At 57.8% G+C, this 15,299-nt stretch carries 16 protein-coding genes; 14 read left to right on the top strand and 2 right to left on the bottom strand.

Annotated elements, in window-relative coordinates:
* The first annotated feature begins 1 nt into the window (after position 1).
* From AS136_RS10850 to deoD, 12 genes are all read left to right on the top strand, one after another.
* Positions 2 to 415, top strand: a complete 414-nt coding sequence (locus AS136_RS10850) for a DNA polymerase III subunit psi (RefSeq protein ID WP_023322041.1) — start codon at positions 2 to 4, stop codon at positions 413 to 415.
* Entirely contained in the window at positions 384 to 830 is a 447-nt protein-coding gene (gene rimI / locus AS136_RS10845) for a ribosomal protein S18-alanine N-acetyltransferase (RefSeq protein ID WP_008807531.1), read from the top strand. Before AS136_RS10850 ends, rimI begins: the two co-directional genes overlap by 32 nt.
* A gap of 14 nt (positions 831 to 844) precedes the next feature.
* The gene (gene yjjG, locus AS136_RS10840; RefSeq protein WP_012542924.1) at positions 845 to 1,522 is read left to right on the top strand and encodes a pyrimidine 5'-nucleotidase; all 678 of its coding nucleotides are present in this window, start codon (positions 845 to 847) and stop codon (positions 1,520 to 1,522) included.
* A gap of 90 nt (positions 1,523 to 1,612) precedes the next feature.
* The gene (gene prfC / locus AS136_RS10835) at positions 1,613 to 3,202 is read left to right on the top strand and encodes a peptide chain release factor 3 (RefSeq protein WP_008807529.1); all 1,590 of its coding nucleotides are present in this window, start codon (positions 1,613 to 1,615) and stop codon (positions 3,200 to 3,202) included.
* Between the two features lie 219 nt (positions 3,203 to 3,421).
* A complete protein-coding gene (gene osmY / locus AS136_RS10830) occupies positions 3,422 to 4,042 on the top strand; it encodes a molecular chaperone OsmY (protein ID WP_023322042.1) in 621 nt (206 codons plus the stop codon).
* A gap of 129 nt (positions 4,043 to 4,171) precedes the next feature.
* Positions 4,172 to 4,333, top strand: coding sequence for a DUF1328 domain-containing protein (locus tag AS136_RS25990; RefSeq protein WP_002887716.1), 162 nt, complete (start codon positions 4,172 to 4,174; stop codon positions 4,331 to 4,333).
* A gap of 153 nt (positions 4,334 to 4,486) precedes the next feature.
* On the top strand, positions 4,487 to 5,560 hold the full coding sequence (locus AS136_RS10825; RefSeq protein WP_016160262.1) for a patatin-like phospholipase family protein: 1,074 nt from the start codon (positions 4,487 to 4,489) through the stop codon (positions 5,558 to 5,560).
* Entirely contained in the window at positions 5,557 to 6,342 is a 786-nt protein-coding gene (locus AS136_RS10820; protein ID WP_022065753.1) for a TatD family hydrolase, read from the top strand. Before AS136_RS10825 ends, AS136_RS10820 begins: the two co-directional genes overlap by 4 nt.
* A gap of 416 nt (positions 6,343 to 6,758) precedes the next feature.
* On the top strand, positions 6,759 to 7,538 hold the full coding sequence (gene deoC, locus AS136_RS10815; protein ID WP_002887784.1) for a deoxyribose-phosphate aldolase: 780 nt from the start codon (positions 6,759 to 6,761) through the stop codon (positions 7,536 to 7,538).
* 113 nt (positions 7,539 to 7,651) lie between these two features.
* Positions 7,652 to 8,974 carry a thymidine phosphorylase gene (gene deoA / locus AS136_RS10810; RefSeq protein ID WP_008807525.1) on the top strand — a complete coding sequence of 441 codons (1,323 nt, stop codon included), beginning with the start codon at positions 7,652 to 7,654 and terminating at the stop codon, positions 8,972 to 8,974.
* A 52-nt stretch (positions 8,975 to 9,026) separates the two neighbouring features.
* Positions 9,027 to 10,250 carry a phosphopentomutase gene (gene deoB, locus AS136_RS10805; RefSeq protein ID WP_012542922.1) on the top strand — a complete coding sequence of 408 codons (1,224 nt, stop codon included), beginning with the start codon at positions 9,027 to 9,029 and terminating at the stop codon, positions 10,248 to 10,250.
* 102 nt (positions 10,251 to 10,352) lie between these two features.
* Positions 10,353 to 11,072, top strand: coding sequence for a purine-nucleoside phosphorylase (gene deoD / locus AS136_RS10800; RefSeq protein WP_002887789.1), 720 nt, complete (start codon positions 10,353 to 10,355; stop codon positions 11,070 to 11,072).
* Positions 11,073 to 11,152: 80 nt separating this feature from the next.
* Here the strand turns inward: deoD and lplA are convergent, their stop codons facing one another.
* Together lplA and AS136_RS10790 are read right to left on the bottom strand one after the other, a co-directional pair.
* Entirely contained in the window at positions 11,153 to 12,169 is a 1,017-nt protein-coding gene (lplA, locus tag AS136_RS10795; RefSeq protein ID WP_023322043.1) for a lipoate--protein ligase LplA, read from the bottom strand.
* Complete coding sequence (locus AS136_RS10790) at positions 12,169 to 12,816, bottom strand: YtjB family periplasmic protein (protein WP_012542920.1); 648 nt, start codon at positions 12,814 to 12,816, stop codon at positions 12,169 to 12,171. The genes lplA and AS136_RS10790 overlap by 1 nt, the downstream gene beginning before the upstream one ends.
* Before the next feature lie 104 nt (positions 12,817 to 12,920).
* On the opposite strand from AS136_RS10790, the gene serB reads away from it, so the two are divergent.
* Positions 12,921 to 13,892: a phosphoserine phosphatase gene (gene serB / locus AS136_RS10785; RefSeq protein WP_016160266.1), complete on the top strand. Its 972-nt coding sequence runs from the start codon at positions 12,921 to 12,923 to the stop codon at positions 13,890 to 13,892.
* 9 nt (positions 13,893 to 13,901) lie between these two features.
* Complete coding sequence (gene radA, locus AS136_RS10780) at positions 13,902 to 15,284, top strand: DNA repair protein RadA (RefSeq protein WP_002887800.1); 1,383 nt, start codon at positions 13,902 to 13,904, stop codon at positions 15,282 to 15,284.
* Positions 15,285 to 15,299 lie beyond the last annotated feature (15 nt).

Here is a 15,299-nt window from a genome sequence, read left to right as displayed (position 1 = left end):
TATGACATCCCGACGAGACTGGCAATTACAGCAGCTGGGCATTACCCAGTGGTCGCTGCGCCGACCGGGGGCGTTGCAGGGCGAAATCGCTATCTCGCTTCCTGAACATATTCGTCTGGTGATGGTGGCAGAAACCCCGCCGTCGCTGACAGAGCCGCTGATTGGCGACATATTACGCGCGCTGGCCGTGACGCCAGATCAGGTCCTGCAGCTTACCCCCGAGCGGGTGGCGATGCTGCCGCAGGACAGCCGTTGCAACAGCTGGCGGTTGGGCACAGAGGCGTCGCTGCCGCTGGCGGGCGCCCAGGTGTCCACCCCCGCTTTTGATGAACTTCAGACCAGCGCGCCTGCTCGCAGGGCGTTCTGGCAACAAATCTGCGCACATGAACACGATTTCTACCCTCAGCACGGCTGATTTATCCAACGCCTGGCAAATCGAAAAACGCGCCCACGCTTTCCCGTGGAGCGAACAGACCTTTGCCAGCAATCAGGGTGAACGTTATCTGAATTACCAACTGGCAGTGGATGGGGAAATGGCGGCATTTGCCATTACTCAGATTGTCCTTGATGAAGCGACGCTGTTTAACATCGCCGTCGACCCCGCATACCAGCGCCGTGGCCTGGGACGGGAACTGCTGGAACATGTTATTGATGAAGTTGAAAAACGCGGAGTCGTCACGCTATGGCTGGAGGTGCGCGCTTCCAACGCTGCCGCCATTGCGCTCTATGAAAGCGTGGGTTTTAACGAAGCGACCATCCGCCGCAACTACTATCCGACGGTCGACGGGCGCGAAGACGCCATTATTATGGCTCTGCCAATCAGTATGTAAGACAAGGTGATACGATGAAATGGGACTGGATTTTCTTTGATGCCGATGAAACGTTGTTTTCGTTTGATTCTTTCAGCGGCTTACAGCGGATGTTTCTCGACTACAGCGTGACATTTACCGCCGAAGATTTTCAGGACTATCAGGCCGTGAATAAGCCGCTGTGGGTGGATTATCAAAACGGCGTCATCACCTCGCTGCAGCTGCAGCACCAGCGCTTTGACAGCTGGGCGGAACGTTTGAATGTTAAGCCGGGTGAGCTCAACGACGCGTTTATGAATGCGATGGCGGAAATCTGTGCCCCGCTGCCGGGGGCGGTCTCGCTGCTTAACGCGCTGCAGGGCAAGGTCAGGATGGGCATCATCACCAACGGTTTTACCTCGCTGCAGCAGACTCGTCTGGAACGCACAGGTTTACGCGATCACTTTGATTTACTGATTATTTCTGAAGAAGTCGGCGTCGCCAAGCCGGATGCGCGCATCTTCGATTACGCGCTGGAGCAGGCGGGTAATCCACCGCGCTCGCGAGTACTGATGGTCGGTGATACCGCTGAGTCGGATATCCGCGGCGGCGTGAATGCCGGCCTGGCGACCTGCTGGCTGAATGCGCACCAGCAAACGCTGCCGGTAGACCTGCAGCCCGACTGGACGGTGACCTCGTTAAGCGAACTGGAGCAGCTCCTGTGTAAACACTGATTGCCTCCCCCCCATTGATGGGTAAAATAGCCGCAATTTTTCGTATTCCACATGCGCAGCCCGTTGCTGCGTTTACTTAGAAGATTAATTATGACGTTGTCTCCTTATCTGCAAGAGGTGGCCAAACGCCGCACTTTTGCCATTATTTCTCACCCGGATGCCGGTAAGACCACCATCACCGAAAAGGTGCTGCTGTTCGGACAGGCGATTCAGACCGCCGGTACCGTAAAAGGCCGTGGCTCCAGCCAGCATGCAAAGTCCGACTGGATGGAGATGGAAAAGCAGCGTGGGATCTCAATCACCACCTCGGTGATGCAGTTCCCGTATCACGACTGCCTGGTGAACCTGCTGGATACGCCGGGGCACGAAGACTTCTCCGAAGATACCTACCGTACTCTGACGGCGGTTGACTGCTGTCTGATGGTGATCGACGCGGCGAAAGGCGTTGAAGACCGGACCCGTAAGCTGATGGAAGTTACCCGTCTGCGCGACACGCCGATCCTCACCTTTATGAACAAACTCGACCGTGATATCCGCGATCCGATGGAGTTGCTGGATGAAGTTGAGAATGAGCTGAAAATCGGCTGCGCGCCGATTACCTGGCCTATCGGCTGCGGCAAGCTGTTCAAAGGCGTTTATCATCTCTACAAAGATGAAACCTACCTGTATCAGACCGGTAAAGGCCACACCATTCAGGAAGTGCGCATCGTGAAGGGGCTCAACAACCCGGAACTCGACGCAGCGGTGGGGGAAGACCTGGCGCAGCAGTTGCGCGACGAGCTGGAGCTGGTGCAGGGCGCGTCAAACGAGTTCGATAAAGATCTGTTCCTGGCGGGCGAAATCACCCCGGTGTTCTTCGGGACCGCGTTAGGTAACTTCGGCGTTGACCATATGCTGGATGGCCTGGTGGAGTGGGCGCCGGCGCCGATGCCGCGTAACACCGACACGCGTGAAGTCACCGCCACGGAAGAGAAATTTACCGGCTTCGTGTTTAAAATTCAGGCCAACATGGACCCGAAACACCGCGACCGTGTGGCTTTCATGCGCGTGGTGTCCGGCAAATATGAAAAAGGCATGAAGCTGCGTCAGGTGCGTATCGGTAAAGACGTCGTGATTTCCGACGCGCTGACCTTTATGGCCGGCGACCGTTCTCACGTTGAAGAAGCGTATCCGGGCGATATTATCGGCCTGCATAACCACGGCACCATTCAGATTGGCGATACCTTCACCCAGGGCGAGATGATGAAGTTCACCGGTATTCCGAACTTCGCACCGGAACTGTTCCGTCGTATTCGCCTGAAGGATCCGCTGAAGCAGAAACAGCTGCTGAAAGGGCTGGTTCAGCTCTCTGAAGAGGGCGCGGTACAGGTCTTCCGTCCGATCGCCAATAACGACCTGATCGTCGGCGCCGTTGGTGTGCTGCAGTTTGACGTGGTCGTCGCGCGTCTGAAAAGCGAATACAACGTGGAAGCGATTTACGAATCGGTCAACGTGGCCACCGCGCGCTGGGTTGAATCCACGGATGTGAAGAAATTCGAAGAGTTCAAACGTAAAAACGAAGTTCAGCTGGCGCTGGATGGCGGTGATAATCTGACCTATATCGCCCCGACAATGGTCAACCTGAACCTGACGCAGGAGCGTTATCCTGACGTGGTGTTCCGCAAAACGCGCGAGCACTAATCCCTGATGAAGCGCGGCATAGCCCGCGCTTTTTTCTTTCCACGCTCGCGTTTCCCTCCTTCTGGAAAGTTCTTAAAACACCGCTAATTCGTCTGTTTTTTGTCCATATCATCCGCAACCCCTTCGTCTGTCTACTATATTTAATTCGTGATTTTAAAAATGCTGGCGTAATTCACTGCTTTCAGACGCCAGCGCTGGTGAAAAAACGAGGACATCACGATGACCAGACTAAAGAATGCCAATATGTTGCTGGCGCTCTTCTTAGGCTTAGCCGCGTTGAACGCCTCGGCAGAGACGGAAAAAACAACGGTAGACAGTGCGAAGTCGGCTGCCAGCAATGCGGGAGAGGCGGTAGACAATTCGATTAATAAAGTCGGCGATTTTATGGATGACAGCACCATTACCGCGCGGGTAAAAGCGGCGTTGATCGACCATAAAGATATTAACTCCGGCGATATTTCGGTGAAAACGGAGAATAAAGTGGTCACCCTCAGCGGCGACGTCACCAGTACTGAACAGAAAAGTCAGGCACTGAGCGTAGCGAAAGGGGTCGAAGGCGTCTCGCACGTTAACGACAAGCTGACGGTCCATCATAAATCATCGAGCGAGACGGCGACGCTGAAAGGCTATGCCGGGGATACCGCCATTACCAGCGAAGTGAAAGCCAAGCTGTTGGCGGATGACATTGTCCCTTCGCGCAATGTGAAAGTCGAAACCAACGCCGGCGCGGTGTATCTGACCGGTACGGTGGCTTCCGCGGCGCAGGCGGAGCGTGCGGCAGAGATTGCGAAAGCGGTCTCCGGCGTGAAAAGCGTCCGCAACGATCTTAGCGTTAAGTAAATCGAGTTATTAACAAAAGTGTTGTCTGGCCAAGGTTGCCGAACGAATAGCAGCATCCTCTGAGCGATGAGCTATACAGAAAGGGTGCGCAAACCGCTGTTCACCGTCCATTATGGTAAGGAGAAAAGTATGTTTCGATGGGGAATTATTTTTCTGGTCATTGCATTAATTGCTGCGGCCCTGGGCTTTGGTGGTCTGGCGGGTACTGCCGCTGGCGCCGCGAAAATCGTCTTTGTCGTCGGGATTATCCTGTTCCTGGTGAGCCTGTTTACAGGACGCAGACGTCCTTAGGTGGCCCGCGATGCGGGCGATGCTGAAGCCTGAGCATTTTTACTGACACGTCATCTTACACAAAGCCAGTCCTGCGGACTGGCTTTCGCGGTTTAAGCGGTGGGCAAATTGCGTTACCTTGTCAGGAGAAGACCAATCGAACAGGAAAGCAGGGTGGGGCAACGCATTCCCGTCACGCTGGGCAATATCGCCCCGCTGGCGGTTAAACCCTTCCGACCAGGTAAGCTGGCGCTGGTATGCGAAGGCGGGGGACAGCGAGGGATTTTTACTGCCGGGGTGCTGGACGAATTTATGCGCGCCGGATTTAACCCCTTTGATCTGATGTTGGGGACCTCCGCCGGCGCGCAAAACCTCTCCGCCTACATGTGTAATCAGCAAGGCTATGCCCGCAAAGTTATCACCCGCTACACCACCTCACGCCAATTTTTCGATCCGATGCGCTTTGTGCGCGGCGGCAACCTTATCGATCTCGACTGGCTGGTGGAGGCCACTTCGCAGCAGATGCCGCTGGCCATGAATTATGCTGAAGCGCAGTTCGCGTTGGGGAAAGAGCTGTGGCTGTGCGCCTGCCGCGGTGACGATTACTCTGCCAGCTATTTTTCGCCGACGCCGCAAACGTGGCTGGACCTGATCCGCGCCTCCAGCGCCATCCCCGGCTTTTATCGCAGCGGCGTGTTGCTCGACGGCGTCAGCTACCTTGACGGCGGCGTCAGCGATGCGATCCCGGTGCAGGAGGCGGCCCGCCGCGGCGCGCAGACCATCGTGGTGATCCGTACCGTCCCCTCGCAGATGTTTTATACCCCGCAGTGGTTTAAGCGGATGGAGCGCTGGCTGGGGGAGAGCAGCCTGCAGCCGCTGGTCAATCTGGTGCACCACCACGAAAACACTTACCGCGCTATCCAGCAGTTCATCGAGAAGCCACCCGGCAAGCTGCGGATCTTCGAAATCTACCCGCAGCGGCCATTGCGCAGTATGGCGCTTGGCAGTCGGCTGCCGGCGCTGCTGGAGGACTACAAAACCGGACGTCAGTGTGGCCGCTATTTCCTGGCGACGGTGGGTAAACTGCTGGCCGACCAGCCGCCGCTGCTGCGCCATGCGCCGCGTATTGCCCGGGCTGCGCCGGTGGTGGTGCCGCCCGTACCGGTGGCCAATGAAGCGCCTCAGGCGACTGTCATTCCTGCACCGCAGGCGAATGACGCCAGCTTTGATCATGAGGATCTGGCATGAGCCACCGTTTTATCGATACCCACTGCCACTTCGATTTTCCTCCCTTCGCCGAGGATGAAACCGCCAGCCTGGCGCGCGCGGCCCAGGCCGGTGTCGGGCAGATCATTGTCCCGGCCATCTCCGCTGCGCGTTTTAACCGGGTGCTGGCGCTGGCGGCGCAGCATGAGGCGCTGTACGCCGCGCTGGGCATGCATCCGATCGTCATTGAGCAGCATGCCGATGAGGGGTTGGCGCAGCTGGAGAGGTGTCTGTCCCTGCGTCCGCCAAAACTGGTGGCGGTGGGGGAGATTGGCCTCGATCTCTATCGCGACGATCCGCAGTTTGACCGCCAGCAAGCGCTGCTGGAGGAGCAACTGAGGCTGGCGAAGCGTTACGATCTGCCGGTGATCCTCCACTCCCGACGTACCCACGATAAGCTGGCGATGCTGCTGAAAAAACATGCCCTGCCGCGCACCGGCGTGGTACATGGCTTCGCCGGCAGCCTACAGCAGGCCGAGCGCTTCGTTCAGCTCGGCTATAAGATTGGCGTTGGCGGCACTATTACCTATCCGCGCGCCAGCAAAACCCGCGAAGTGATGGCGCGTCTGCCGCTTTCCGCGCTGCTGCTGGAGACCGATGCGCCGGATATGCCGCTGAATGGTTTTCAGGGTCAGCCCAACCGCCCTGAACAGGTGGCGCGCGTATTTGACGCGCTATGTGAACTGCGCGCGGAACCGGCACCGACGATTGAAGCCGCGGTGATGGCGAATACAAAAAGCCTCTTTTCCGCGCTCGCGGGCTAAGCCTCTCCTTTTCCGCCTGAGACGAAGCAGGCCTCGATTTTGGCCTGCTGTGATAATTCCATCATTTTTTTGTCCATCTAAAATTCTTTATATCTCAATAATAAACTGTTGTTTATGGCGACGATGTGCACAAATTGTGCGCCATGGCGTCGAGAAACCTTAGTAGGATATGTTAGAATAATAACATCATCACTCACTGCGCTTTGCCGGTTATGCTTAAACAGGACGTACAGGTAAGCGTCGCGATAATGGATGATTAATTGTGACTTGAATCACATCACAGTAATGCAAATTAGTAAGTAGTTTTCATTAACTGTGATGAATGTCGAAGTGTAACAGCGAGTGGATGTTACAATAGTAACAGACTCGCAAGGTGAACAAACTATTGATCCGGCATGACGCCGGCGGAGTATGAAATGACTGATTTAAAAGCAAGCAGCCTGCGCGCGTTAAAACTGATGGACCTGACCACCCTGAATGACGACGACACCAATGAGAAAGTCATTGCCCTGTGTCATCAGGCGAAAACCCCGGTGGGTAACACTGCGGCGGTGTGTATCTACCCGCGCTTCATCCCGATTGCCCGTAAAACGCTGAACGAGCAAGGAACGCCGGATATTCGCATCGCCACGGTCACCAACTTCCCGCACGGTAATGACGATATCGACATTGCGCTGGCGGAAACCCGCGCAGCGATCGCTTACGGTGCCGATGAAGTGGACGTGGTCTTCCCGTACCGCGCGCTGATCGCCGGCAACGAGCAGGTCGGTTTCGAGCTGGTGAAAGCCTGTAAAGAGGCCTGCGCGGCGGCCAACGTGCTGCTGAAAGTGATCATCGAAACCGGTGAGCTGAAAGAAGAAGCGCTGATCCGCAAAGCGTCTGAAATCTCTATCAAGGCAGGCGCTGACTTTATCAAAACTTCGACCGGCAAAGTGCCGGTGAATGCCACGCCGGAAAGCGCGCGCATCATGATGGAAGTGATCCGCGATATGGGCGTTGAGAAAACCGTTGGCTTCAAGCCTGCCGGCGGCGTACGCAGCGCGGAAGATGCGCAGCAGTTCCTGGCGATCGCTGATGAACTGTTCGGCGCCGACTGGGCCGATTCTCGTCACTATCGTTTTGGCGCATCCAGCCTGCTGGCTAGCCTGTTGAAAGCGCTGGGTCACGGCGACGGCAAGAGCGCCAGCAGCTACTAATCCCTTGATTTGCCGGATGGCGCTGCGCTTATCCGGCCTACGAATGGATGCCTGTAGGCCGGATAAGGCGCTCGCGCCGTCATCCGGCAATTTATTCTCTTTGGGAGGTTACCGTGTTTCTCGCACAAGAAATTATTCGTAAAAAACGTGATGGTCATGCATTAAGCGATGAAGAGATCCGCTTTTTCATCAACGGCATCCGCGACAATACTATCTCAGAAGGGCAAATCGCCGCGCTGGCGATGACCATTTTCTTCCACGATATGTCCATGCCGGAGCGTGTTTCGCTGACCATGGCGATGCGGGATTCCGGCACCGTTCTCAACTGGAAAAGCCTTAACCTCAACGGCCCGATCGTCGATAAACACTCCACCGGCGGCGTGGGTGACGTGACCTCGCTGATGTTGGGGCCAATGGTGGCCGCCTGCGGCGGTTATGTACCGATGATCTCCGGGCGTGGCCTCGGCCATACCGGCGGTACGCTGGATAAACTGGAAGCGATCCCGGGCTTCGATATCTTCCCGGACGACAACCGCTTTCGCGAGATTATTAAAGATGTCGGCGTGGCGATTATCGGGCAGACCAGCTCGCTTGCTCCGGCCGACAAACGTTTCTATGCCACCCGCGATATTACCGCGACGGTGGACTCCATCCCGCTGATTACCGCCTCGATTCTGGCCAAGAAACTGGCGGAAGGGCTGGACGCGCTGGTGATGGACGTCAAAGTCGGCAGCGGCGCCTTTATGCCGACTTATGAACTCTCTGCCGCGCTGGCCGAAGCGATCGTGGGTGTTGCCAACGGCGCCGGCGTGCGTACCACCGCGCTGCTGACCGATATGAATCAGGTGCTGGCATCCAGCGCCGGCAACGCTGTTGAAGTTCGCGAAGCGGTGCAGTTCCTGACCGGCGAATATCGCAACCCACGCCTGTTCGACGTGACGATGGCGCTGTGTGTGGAAATGCTGATCTCCGGCAAGCTGGCGGCGGATGACGCCGAGGCGCGCGCGAAGCTGCAGGCGGTGCTGGATAACGGTAAAGCGGCGGAAGTCTTTGGCCGCATGGTCGCGGCGCAGAAAGGGCCGACCGACTTTGTCGAGAATTATGATCATTATCTGCCGACGGCGATGCTGAGCAAAGCGGTCTATGCTGATACCGAAGGTTTTATCAGCGCGATGGATACTCGCGCGCTGGGAATGGCAGTGGTTTCTATGGGCGGCGGCCGCCGCCAGGCATCAGATACCATTGACTATAGCGTTGGCTTTACCGATATGGCGCGTCTGGGTGACCACGTTGACGGACAGCGTCCGCTGGCGGTGATCCATGCCAAAGACGAGAACAGCTGGCAGGAGGCCGCGAAAGCGGTCAAAGCGGCCATTAAACTGGACGATAAAGCCCCGGAAATTACACCGACAGTCTATCGCCGCATCACTGAATAGCGATATACTGATCTGATCGCTTTTTTGCAGCGCAAGATGTATGGAGAACAAGATGAAACGTGCATTTATCATGGTGCTGGACTCCTTTGGGATTGGTGCAACGGAAGACGCAGACCGCTTTGGCGACGTCGGCGCCGATACGATGGGCCACATTGCGGAAGCCTGCGCCAAAGGCGAGGCTGACAATGGCCGCAAGGGCCCGCTGAATTTACCGAACCTGACCCGTCTGGGTCTGGTGAAAGCGCATGAAGGTTCTACCGGTAAAATTGCCGCCGGAATGGATGGCAATGCCGAAGTGATTGGTGCCTATGCCTGGGCGCATGAACTCTCTTCTGGTAAAGATACGCCGTCCGGTCACTGGGAAATCGCCGGTGTGCCGGTGCTGTTTGACTGGGGCTACTTTAGCGACCATGAAAACAGCTTCCCGCAGGAGCTGCTGGATAAGCTGGTGAAGCGTGCGAACCTGCCGGGCTACCTCGGCAACTGCCACTCCTCCGGGACGGTGATCCTCGATCAGCTCGGCGAAGAACATATGAAAACCGGGAAACCGATCTTCTATACCTCCGCTGACTCAGTGTTCCAGATCGCCTGTCACGAAGAGACCTTTGGCCTCGACAAGCTGTATGAGCTGTGCGAAATCGCGCGTGAAGAGCTGACCGAAGGCGGCTATAACATTGGCCGTGTCATCGCCCGTCCGTTTATCGGCGACAAAGCCGGTAACTTCCAGCGTACCGGCAACCGTCACGATCTGGCGGTCGAACCGCCGGCGCCGACCGTGTTGCAGAAGCTGGTTGACGAGAAGAACGGCCACGTGGTGTCCGTGGGTAAAATCGCCGACATCTACGCCAACTGCGGCATCACTAAGAAAGTGAAAGCCACCGGGCTGGACGCGCTGTTCGACGCGACCATCAAAGAGATGAAGGAAGCGGGCGACGAGACCATCGTCTTCACTAACTTCGTCGACTTTGACTCCTCCTGGGGCCACCGTCGCGATGTCGCCGGCTACGCGGCGGGTCTGGAGCTGTTTGATCGCCGTCTGCCGGAGCTGATGGAGCTGGTTGGCGAAGACGACATTCTGATCCTCACCGCCGACCACGGCTGTGACCCGACCTGGACCGGTACCGACCATACCCGCGAGCATATTCCGGTGCTGGTGTACGGCCCGAAAGTGAAACCGGGTTCGCTCGGTCACCGTGAAACCTTCGCGGACATCGGCCAGACTATTGCGAAATACTTTGGTACGTCTGACATGGAATATGGCAAAGCCATGTTCTGAGGTCATTGCCCGGTGGCGCACAGCGATCCGGGCCTACGATTTGTAGGCCGGGTAAGGCGTAGCCGCCACCCGGCAAAAACAACAATGTAAAAGGAACTGAAGATGGCAACTCCTCACATTAACGCAGAAATGGGCGATTTCGCTGACGTCGTTTTGATGCCGGGCGACCCGCTGCGCGCGAAGCACATTGCAGAAACCTTCCTTGAAGACGTTCGTGAAGTGAACAACGTGCGCGGCATGCTGGGCTTCACCGGTACTTATAAAGGCCGCAAAATCTCCGTGATGGGCCACGGGATGGGTATCCCGTCCTGCTCAATCTACACCAAAGAGCTGATCACCGATTTCGGCGTGAAGAAAATCATCCGCGTGGGCTCCTGCGGCGCGGTGCGTGAAGATGTCAAACTGCGTGACGTGGTGATCGGCATGGGCGCGTGCACCGACTCTAAAGTGAACCGTCTGCGTTTCAAAGACCATGATTTCGCGGCGATTGCCGATTTCGGCATGGTGCGTAACGCGGTAGACGCGGCGAAAGCGCTGGGCGTTGACGCGCGCGTGGGCAACATCTTCTCCGCTGACCTGTTCTATACGCCAGACCCGTCCATGTTCGACGTGATGGAAAAATACGGCATCCTCGGCGTGGAAATGGAAGCGGCCGGGATCTACGGCGTGGCGGCGGAGTTCGGCGCGAAAGCGCTGACCATCTGCACCGTCTCCGACCACATCCGTACCCACGAGCAGACCACTGCCGCTGAGCGTCAGACGACCTTCAACGATATGATCAAAATCGCGCTGGAATCGGTACTGCTGGGCGATAAAGAATAAGACCTGTTGTGCCGGGTGGCGGCTTCGCCTGACCCGGCCTACGGTTTTCCAGGCCCGCTAAGCGCAGCGGGCTTTTTTTATTAACGCACCGCGCCGGCTATCCACGCCGACAGTTCTTTGAGTTCCGCTTCCTGCTCCGGGAAATCGCCGACCAGCGCCTCACACTGCTGCTGCAAGACTTCCGCCCGATACTGACAGCCAACTAAGCGTGCCGCCAGGGCCTCGAGCGGCGCCGGGTTCAGGCTATCGGTAAAGGCTTGCGTGCGGGTGATATGGCCTTTCTCGACGTCAAAATGCAGCTCAACGCCGCCCCAGCGAAAGCGCTCGTCCAGCAGATGAGAGAAGGCCGGCGCCTGGCCGAAGTTCCACTCCCAGCTGCTCTGGCGGGCGAAGGTCTCGGCAAAATTCGGCAGGTCCGGCGTGTTGTCCGGGGAGATCACCTCGGCGTCCACCCGTTCGCCGTAATAGCTGAAGAACGCCTCCTGAATCGCCTCGCAAATGTGCTGATGGGTAATGCCCGGCAGCAGATCAACCAGGTTCGCCACGCGACCGCGCACCGAGGTAATGCCTTTGGCCTGTAGCTTTTTCTGGTCCGGGTTAAGGTAGTTAGCGAGGCGACTTAAATCGGCATTCAGCAGCAGGGTGCCGTGATGGAAACCGCGGTCGATGGTCTCGCGATAGGCGGATCCAGACACTTTGCGGTCGCCGCTGTCGGTTTTGACCACCAGATCGTTGCGCCCGGAGGCTTCGGCGGTTACGCCGAGTGAATTGAGCGCCGCCAGCACGATAGCGGTGGAGACGGTTTTGTCGTACTCCGGTTTGCCTGCCATAAAGGTAAAGCAGGTATTGCCGAGGTCGTGGAACACCGCGCCGCCGCCGCTGCTGCGACGGGCCAGCCGCACGTGATCTTCCTCCATGCGGCGGGTATTACACTCCTTCCACGGATTCTGCGCGCGGCCGATGACCACGGTATCGGCATTGCGCCACAGGAACAGCACCCGCTGGGTGGCGGGCATCTGGCGGAAAATACACTCCTCGACCGCCAGGTTGAACCACGGGTCGTAAGAGTCAGAGAGCAGGAGGCGCAATGTGGACATTATAGATTTCCTTTCTTTTCATCGTCTTCATCCTCAACCGGCTTGTTGGCGGTGAGCAGGAAGGGCGATTGCTGCCAGCGTGTGCGTTTGCCCTGCAGCAGCGTGCGGGTTAGCACCACGCCGATAGCCAGGGACAGTAACAGCATCAGGCGTAATATATTGGTGGTATTATCCACCTGCTTCGCCTCGGTCGCCAGGGTATGAGTATCGAGGGTCAGACGCAGGTAGCCCAGCGGACCGTTTTTCCCTGGCACCGGCTCGACAATCTGTTGGTTGAAGTAGCCGCCGGCTTTTTTGCCGTCCAGCGCCAGCCGGTCGCGAACCTCGACGCTTTCGCCAGAGCGTGCCACCAGGTCGCCCTGTTCGTCATACACGCCGGCGTCCAGTACGCGGCTGTTATGGGTCAGCTGCGTCAACAGTTGATTAATGCGCTTCTCGTCCGGTGTTTCGCTGCGCATCAGCGGCACGAGATTCAGTACCACCTGCTGCGCCAGCGTGCGGGCCAGCTCTTCCAGCTGTGGATTGCGTTGTTTCTGACTGTTCTGACTGAACCACGAGGCGCCCTGCATCAGTGCGACGAGCAGCGCCAGACAGATAAGGACAATGACCGCACGATGCAGCCGGAATTTCAGTTTTGCGCGAACCATATTCCACCTTTGAAAATTTGCAGCTTAATGTTGCCAGAAGCGCTGGTTACAAGGTAGCCTCATGCGTTATTTTCCTCGCCTGAATGAAGAGATGTGGAGCCGTAATGCCTAACAGTTTGACCTGGTGCGACCTGCCTGAAGACGTTTCCCTGTGGCCTGGGTTGCCGCTTTCCCTGAGCGGCGATGAGGTCATGCCGCTGGATTATCACGCTGGGCGCAGCGGCTGGCTGCTGTACGGGCGTGGGCTGAATAAGCGCCGTCTGACGGACTGGCAGCGCGAGCTGGGCGCCGCGTTAGTGATCGTTGCCTCCTGGGTGGTCGAGGATTATCAGGTGATCCGCCTGGCCGGTTCGCTGACTCCCCGTGCGACGCGACTGGCGCATGAGGCGGGGCTGGACGTCGCGCCATTGGGTAAAATCCCCCATCTGCGCACCCCGGGCCTGCTGGTGATGGACATGGACTCCACGGCGATCCAGATCGAATGCATCGATGAGATTGCGAAACTGGCCGGCACCGGCGAGCTGGTCTCGGAAGTGACCGAGCGGGCGATGCGCGGGGAGCTGGACTTCACCGCCAGCCTGCGCCAGCGCGTGGCGACGCTGAAAGATGCGGATGCCAGTATTTTACTGCAGGTGCGCGACGCGCTGCCGCTGATGCCGGGCCTGGCACAGCTGGTGCTCAAGCTGGAAACGTTAGGCTGGAAAGTGGCGATCGCCTCCGGCGGCTTCACCTTCTTTGCCGAGTACCTGCGCGACAAGCTGCATCTCGACGCGGTGTTCGCCAATGAGCTGGAGATCCGCGACGGCAAGCTCACCGGCAACGTGCTCGGCGATATCGTCGATGCGAAATATAAAGCCAATACGCTGCGCAAGCTGGCGGAAAAGTATGAGATCCCAACGGCGCAAACCGTGGCTATCGGTGATGGCGCCAACGACCTGCCGATGATTAAGGCGGCAGGCCTCGGCATCGCCTATCACGCGAAGCCTAAAGTGAATGAACAGGCGGAAGTAACTATCCGCCACGCTGACCTGATGGGGGTATTCTGTATTCTCTCGGGCAGCATGAACCAAAAGTAAGAGGTAAACGTGGCGAAAGCTCCAAAACGCGCATTTGTCTGTAATGAATGTGGTGCGGATTATCCGCGCTGGCAGGGGCAGTGCAGCGCCTGCCATGCCTGGAACACCATCACCGAGATGCGCATCGCCGCGTCGCCGCAGGTGGCGAGAAACGAGCGTCTTTCAGGCTATGCCGGTAACGCCGGCGTGTCGAAGGTGCAGAAGCTGTCAGATATCAGCCTGGAGGCGCTGCCGCGTTTCTCCACCGGCTTTAAAGAGTTTGACCGCGTGCTGGGCGGCGGCGTAGTGCCGGGCAGCGCGATCCTGATTGGCGGCAACCCCGGCGCCGGGAAATCGACGCTGCTGCTGCAAACCCTCTGCAAACTGGCGGAGGGGATGAAAACCCTGTACGTCACCGGGGAGGAGTCCCTGCAACAGGTGGCGATGCGCGCCCATCGTCTCGGGTTGCCGACGGCCAACCTGAACATGCTCTCGGAAACCAGCATTGAGCAGATCTGTCAGATCGCCGATGAAGAAAAGCCGCAGCTGATGGTGATCGACTCCATCCAGGTGATGCATATGGCCGACGTGCAGTCGTCGCCGGGCAGTGTCGCCCAGGTACGTGAAACCGCGGCTTATTTGACGCGCTTTGCTAAAACTCGCGGCGTGGCGATTGTGATGGTCGGCCACGTCACCAAAGACGGCTCGCTGGCCGGTCCGAAGGTGCTGGAGCACTGTATCGACTGCTCGGTGCTGCTGGACGGGGATGCCGATTCCCGTTTCCGCACGTTACGTAGCCACAAAAACCGCTTTGGCGCGGTCAATGAACTCGGCGTTTTCGCCATGACCGAGCAGGGCCTGCGCGAAGTCAGCAACCCCTCCGCTATCTTCCTTAGCCGGGGAGATGAAATCACCTCCGGCAGTTCGGTGATGGTGGTCTGGGAAGGGACCCGCCCGCTGCTGGTGGAGATCCAGGCGCTGGTGGATCACTCGATGATGTCCAACCCGCGCCGCGTGGCGGTGGGGCTGGAACAGAACCGTCTGGCGATCCTGCTGGCGGTGCTGCATCGTCACGGCGGCCTGCAGATGGCCGATCAGGACGTCTTCGTCAACGTGGTTGGCGGGGTGAAGGTCACCGAAACCAGCGCTGACCTGGCGCTGCTGCTGGCGATGGTTTCCAGCCTGCGCGATCGCCCGCTGCCGCAGGATCTGGTGGTCTTTGGCGAAGTCGGGCTGGCCGGGGAAATTCGCCCGGTGCCGAGCGGTCAGGAGCGTATATCCGAAGCGGCGAAGCATGGTTTCCGCCGCGCCATCGTCCCGGCGGCCAATGTGCCGAAAAAAGTACCGGAAGGCATGCAAATCTTTGGTGTGAAAAAGCTTTCAGACGCGCTAAGCGTTTTTGACGACTTATAATAAGTTAAAAGGAGA

The organism is Klebsiella sp. D5A (genome assembly GCF_001620885.1).
GTDB lineage: Bacteria > Pseudomonadota > Gammaproteobacteria > Enterobacterales > Enterobacteriaceae > Klebsiella > Klebsiella variicola.
Note: the sequence above shows the minus strand (reverse complement) of the source record. Positions and strands in the feature narration are given on the sequence as shown.

Bases quoted from the DNA above. Each gene is read 5' to 3' on its own strand.
- AS136_RS10850 (WP_023322041.1), top strand. From the start codon at position 2: ATGACATCCCGACGAGACTGGCAATTACAGCAGCTGGGCATTACCCAG.
- rimI (WP_008807531.1), top strand. From the start codon at position 384: ATGAACACGATTTCTACCCTCAGCACGGCTGATTTATCCAACGCCTGG.
- yjjG (WP_012542924.1), top strand. From the start codon at position 845: ATGAAATGGGACTGGATTTTCTTTGATGCCGATGAAACGTTGTTTTCG.
- prfC (WP_008807529.1), top strand. From the start codon at position 1,613: ATGACGTTGTCTCCTTATCTGCAAGAGGTGGCCAAACGCCGCACTTTT.
- osmY (WP_023322042.1), top strand. From the start codon at position 3,422: ATGACCAGACTAAAGAATGCCAATATGTTGCTGGCGCTCTTCTTAGGC.
- AS136_RS25990 (WP_002887716.1), top strand. From the start codon at position 4,172: ATGTTTCGATGGGGAATTATTTTTCTGGTCATTGCATTAATTGCTGCG.
- AS136_RS10820 (WP_022065753.1), top strand. From the start codon at position 5,557: ATGAGCCACCGTTTTATCGATACCCACTGCCACTTCGATTTTCCTCCC.
- deoC (WP_002887784.1), top strand. From the start codon at position 6,759: ATGACTGATTTAAAAGCAAGCAGCCTGCGCGCGTTAAAACTGATGGAC.
- deoB (WP_012542922.1), top strand. From the start codon at position 9,027: ATGAAACGTGCATTTATCATGGTGCTGGACTCCTTTGGGATTGGTGCA.
- deoD (WP_002887789.1), top strand. From the start codon at position 10,353: ATGGCAACTCCTCACATTAACGCAGAAATGGGCGATTTCGCTGACGTC.
- lplA (WP_023322043.1), bottom strand. From the start codon at position 12,169: ATGTCCACATTGCGCCTCCTGCTCTCTGACTCTTACGACCCGTGGTTC.
- AS136_RS10790 (WP_012542920.1), bottom strand. From the start codon at position 12,816: ATGGTTCGCGCAAAACTGAAATTCCGGCTGCATCGTGCGGTCATTGTC.
- serB (WP_016160266.1), top strand. From the start codon at position 12,921: ATGCCTAACAGTTTGACCTGGTGCGACCTGCCTGAAGACGTTTCCCTG.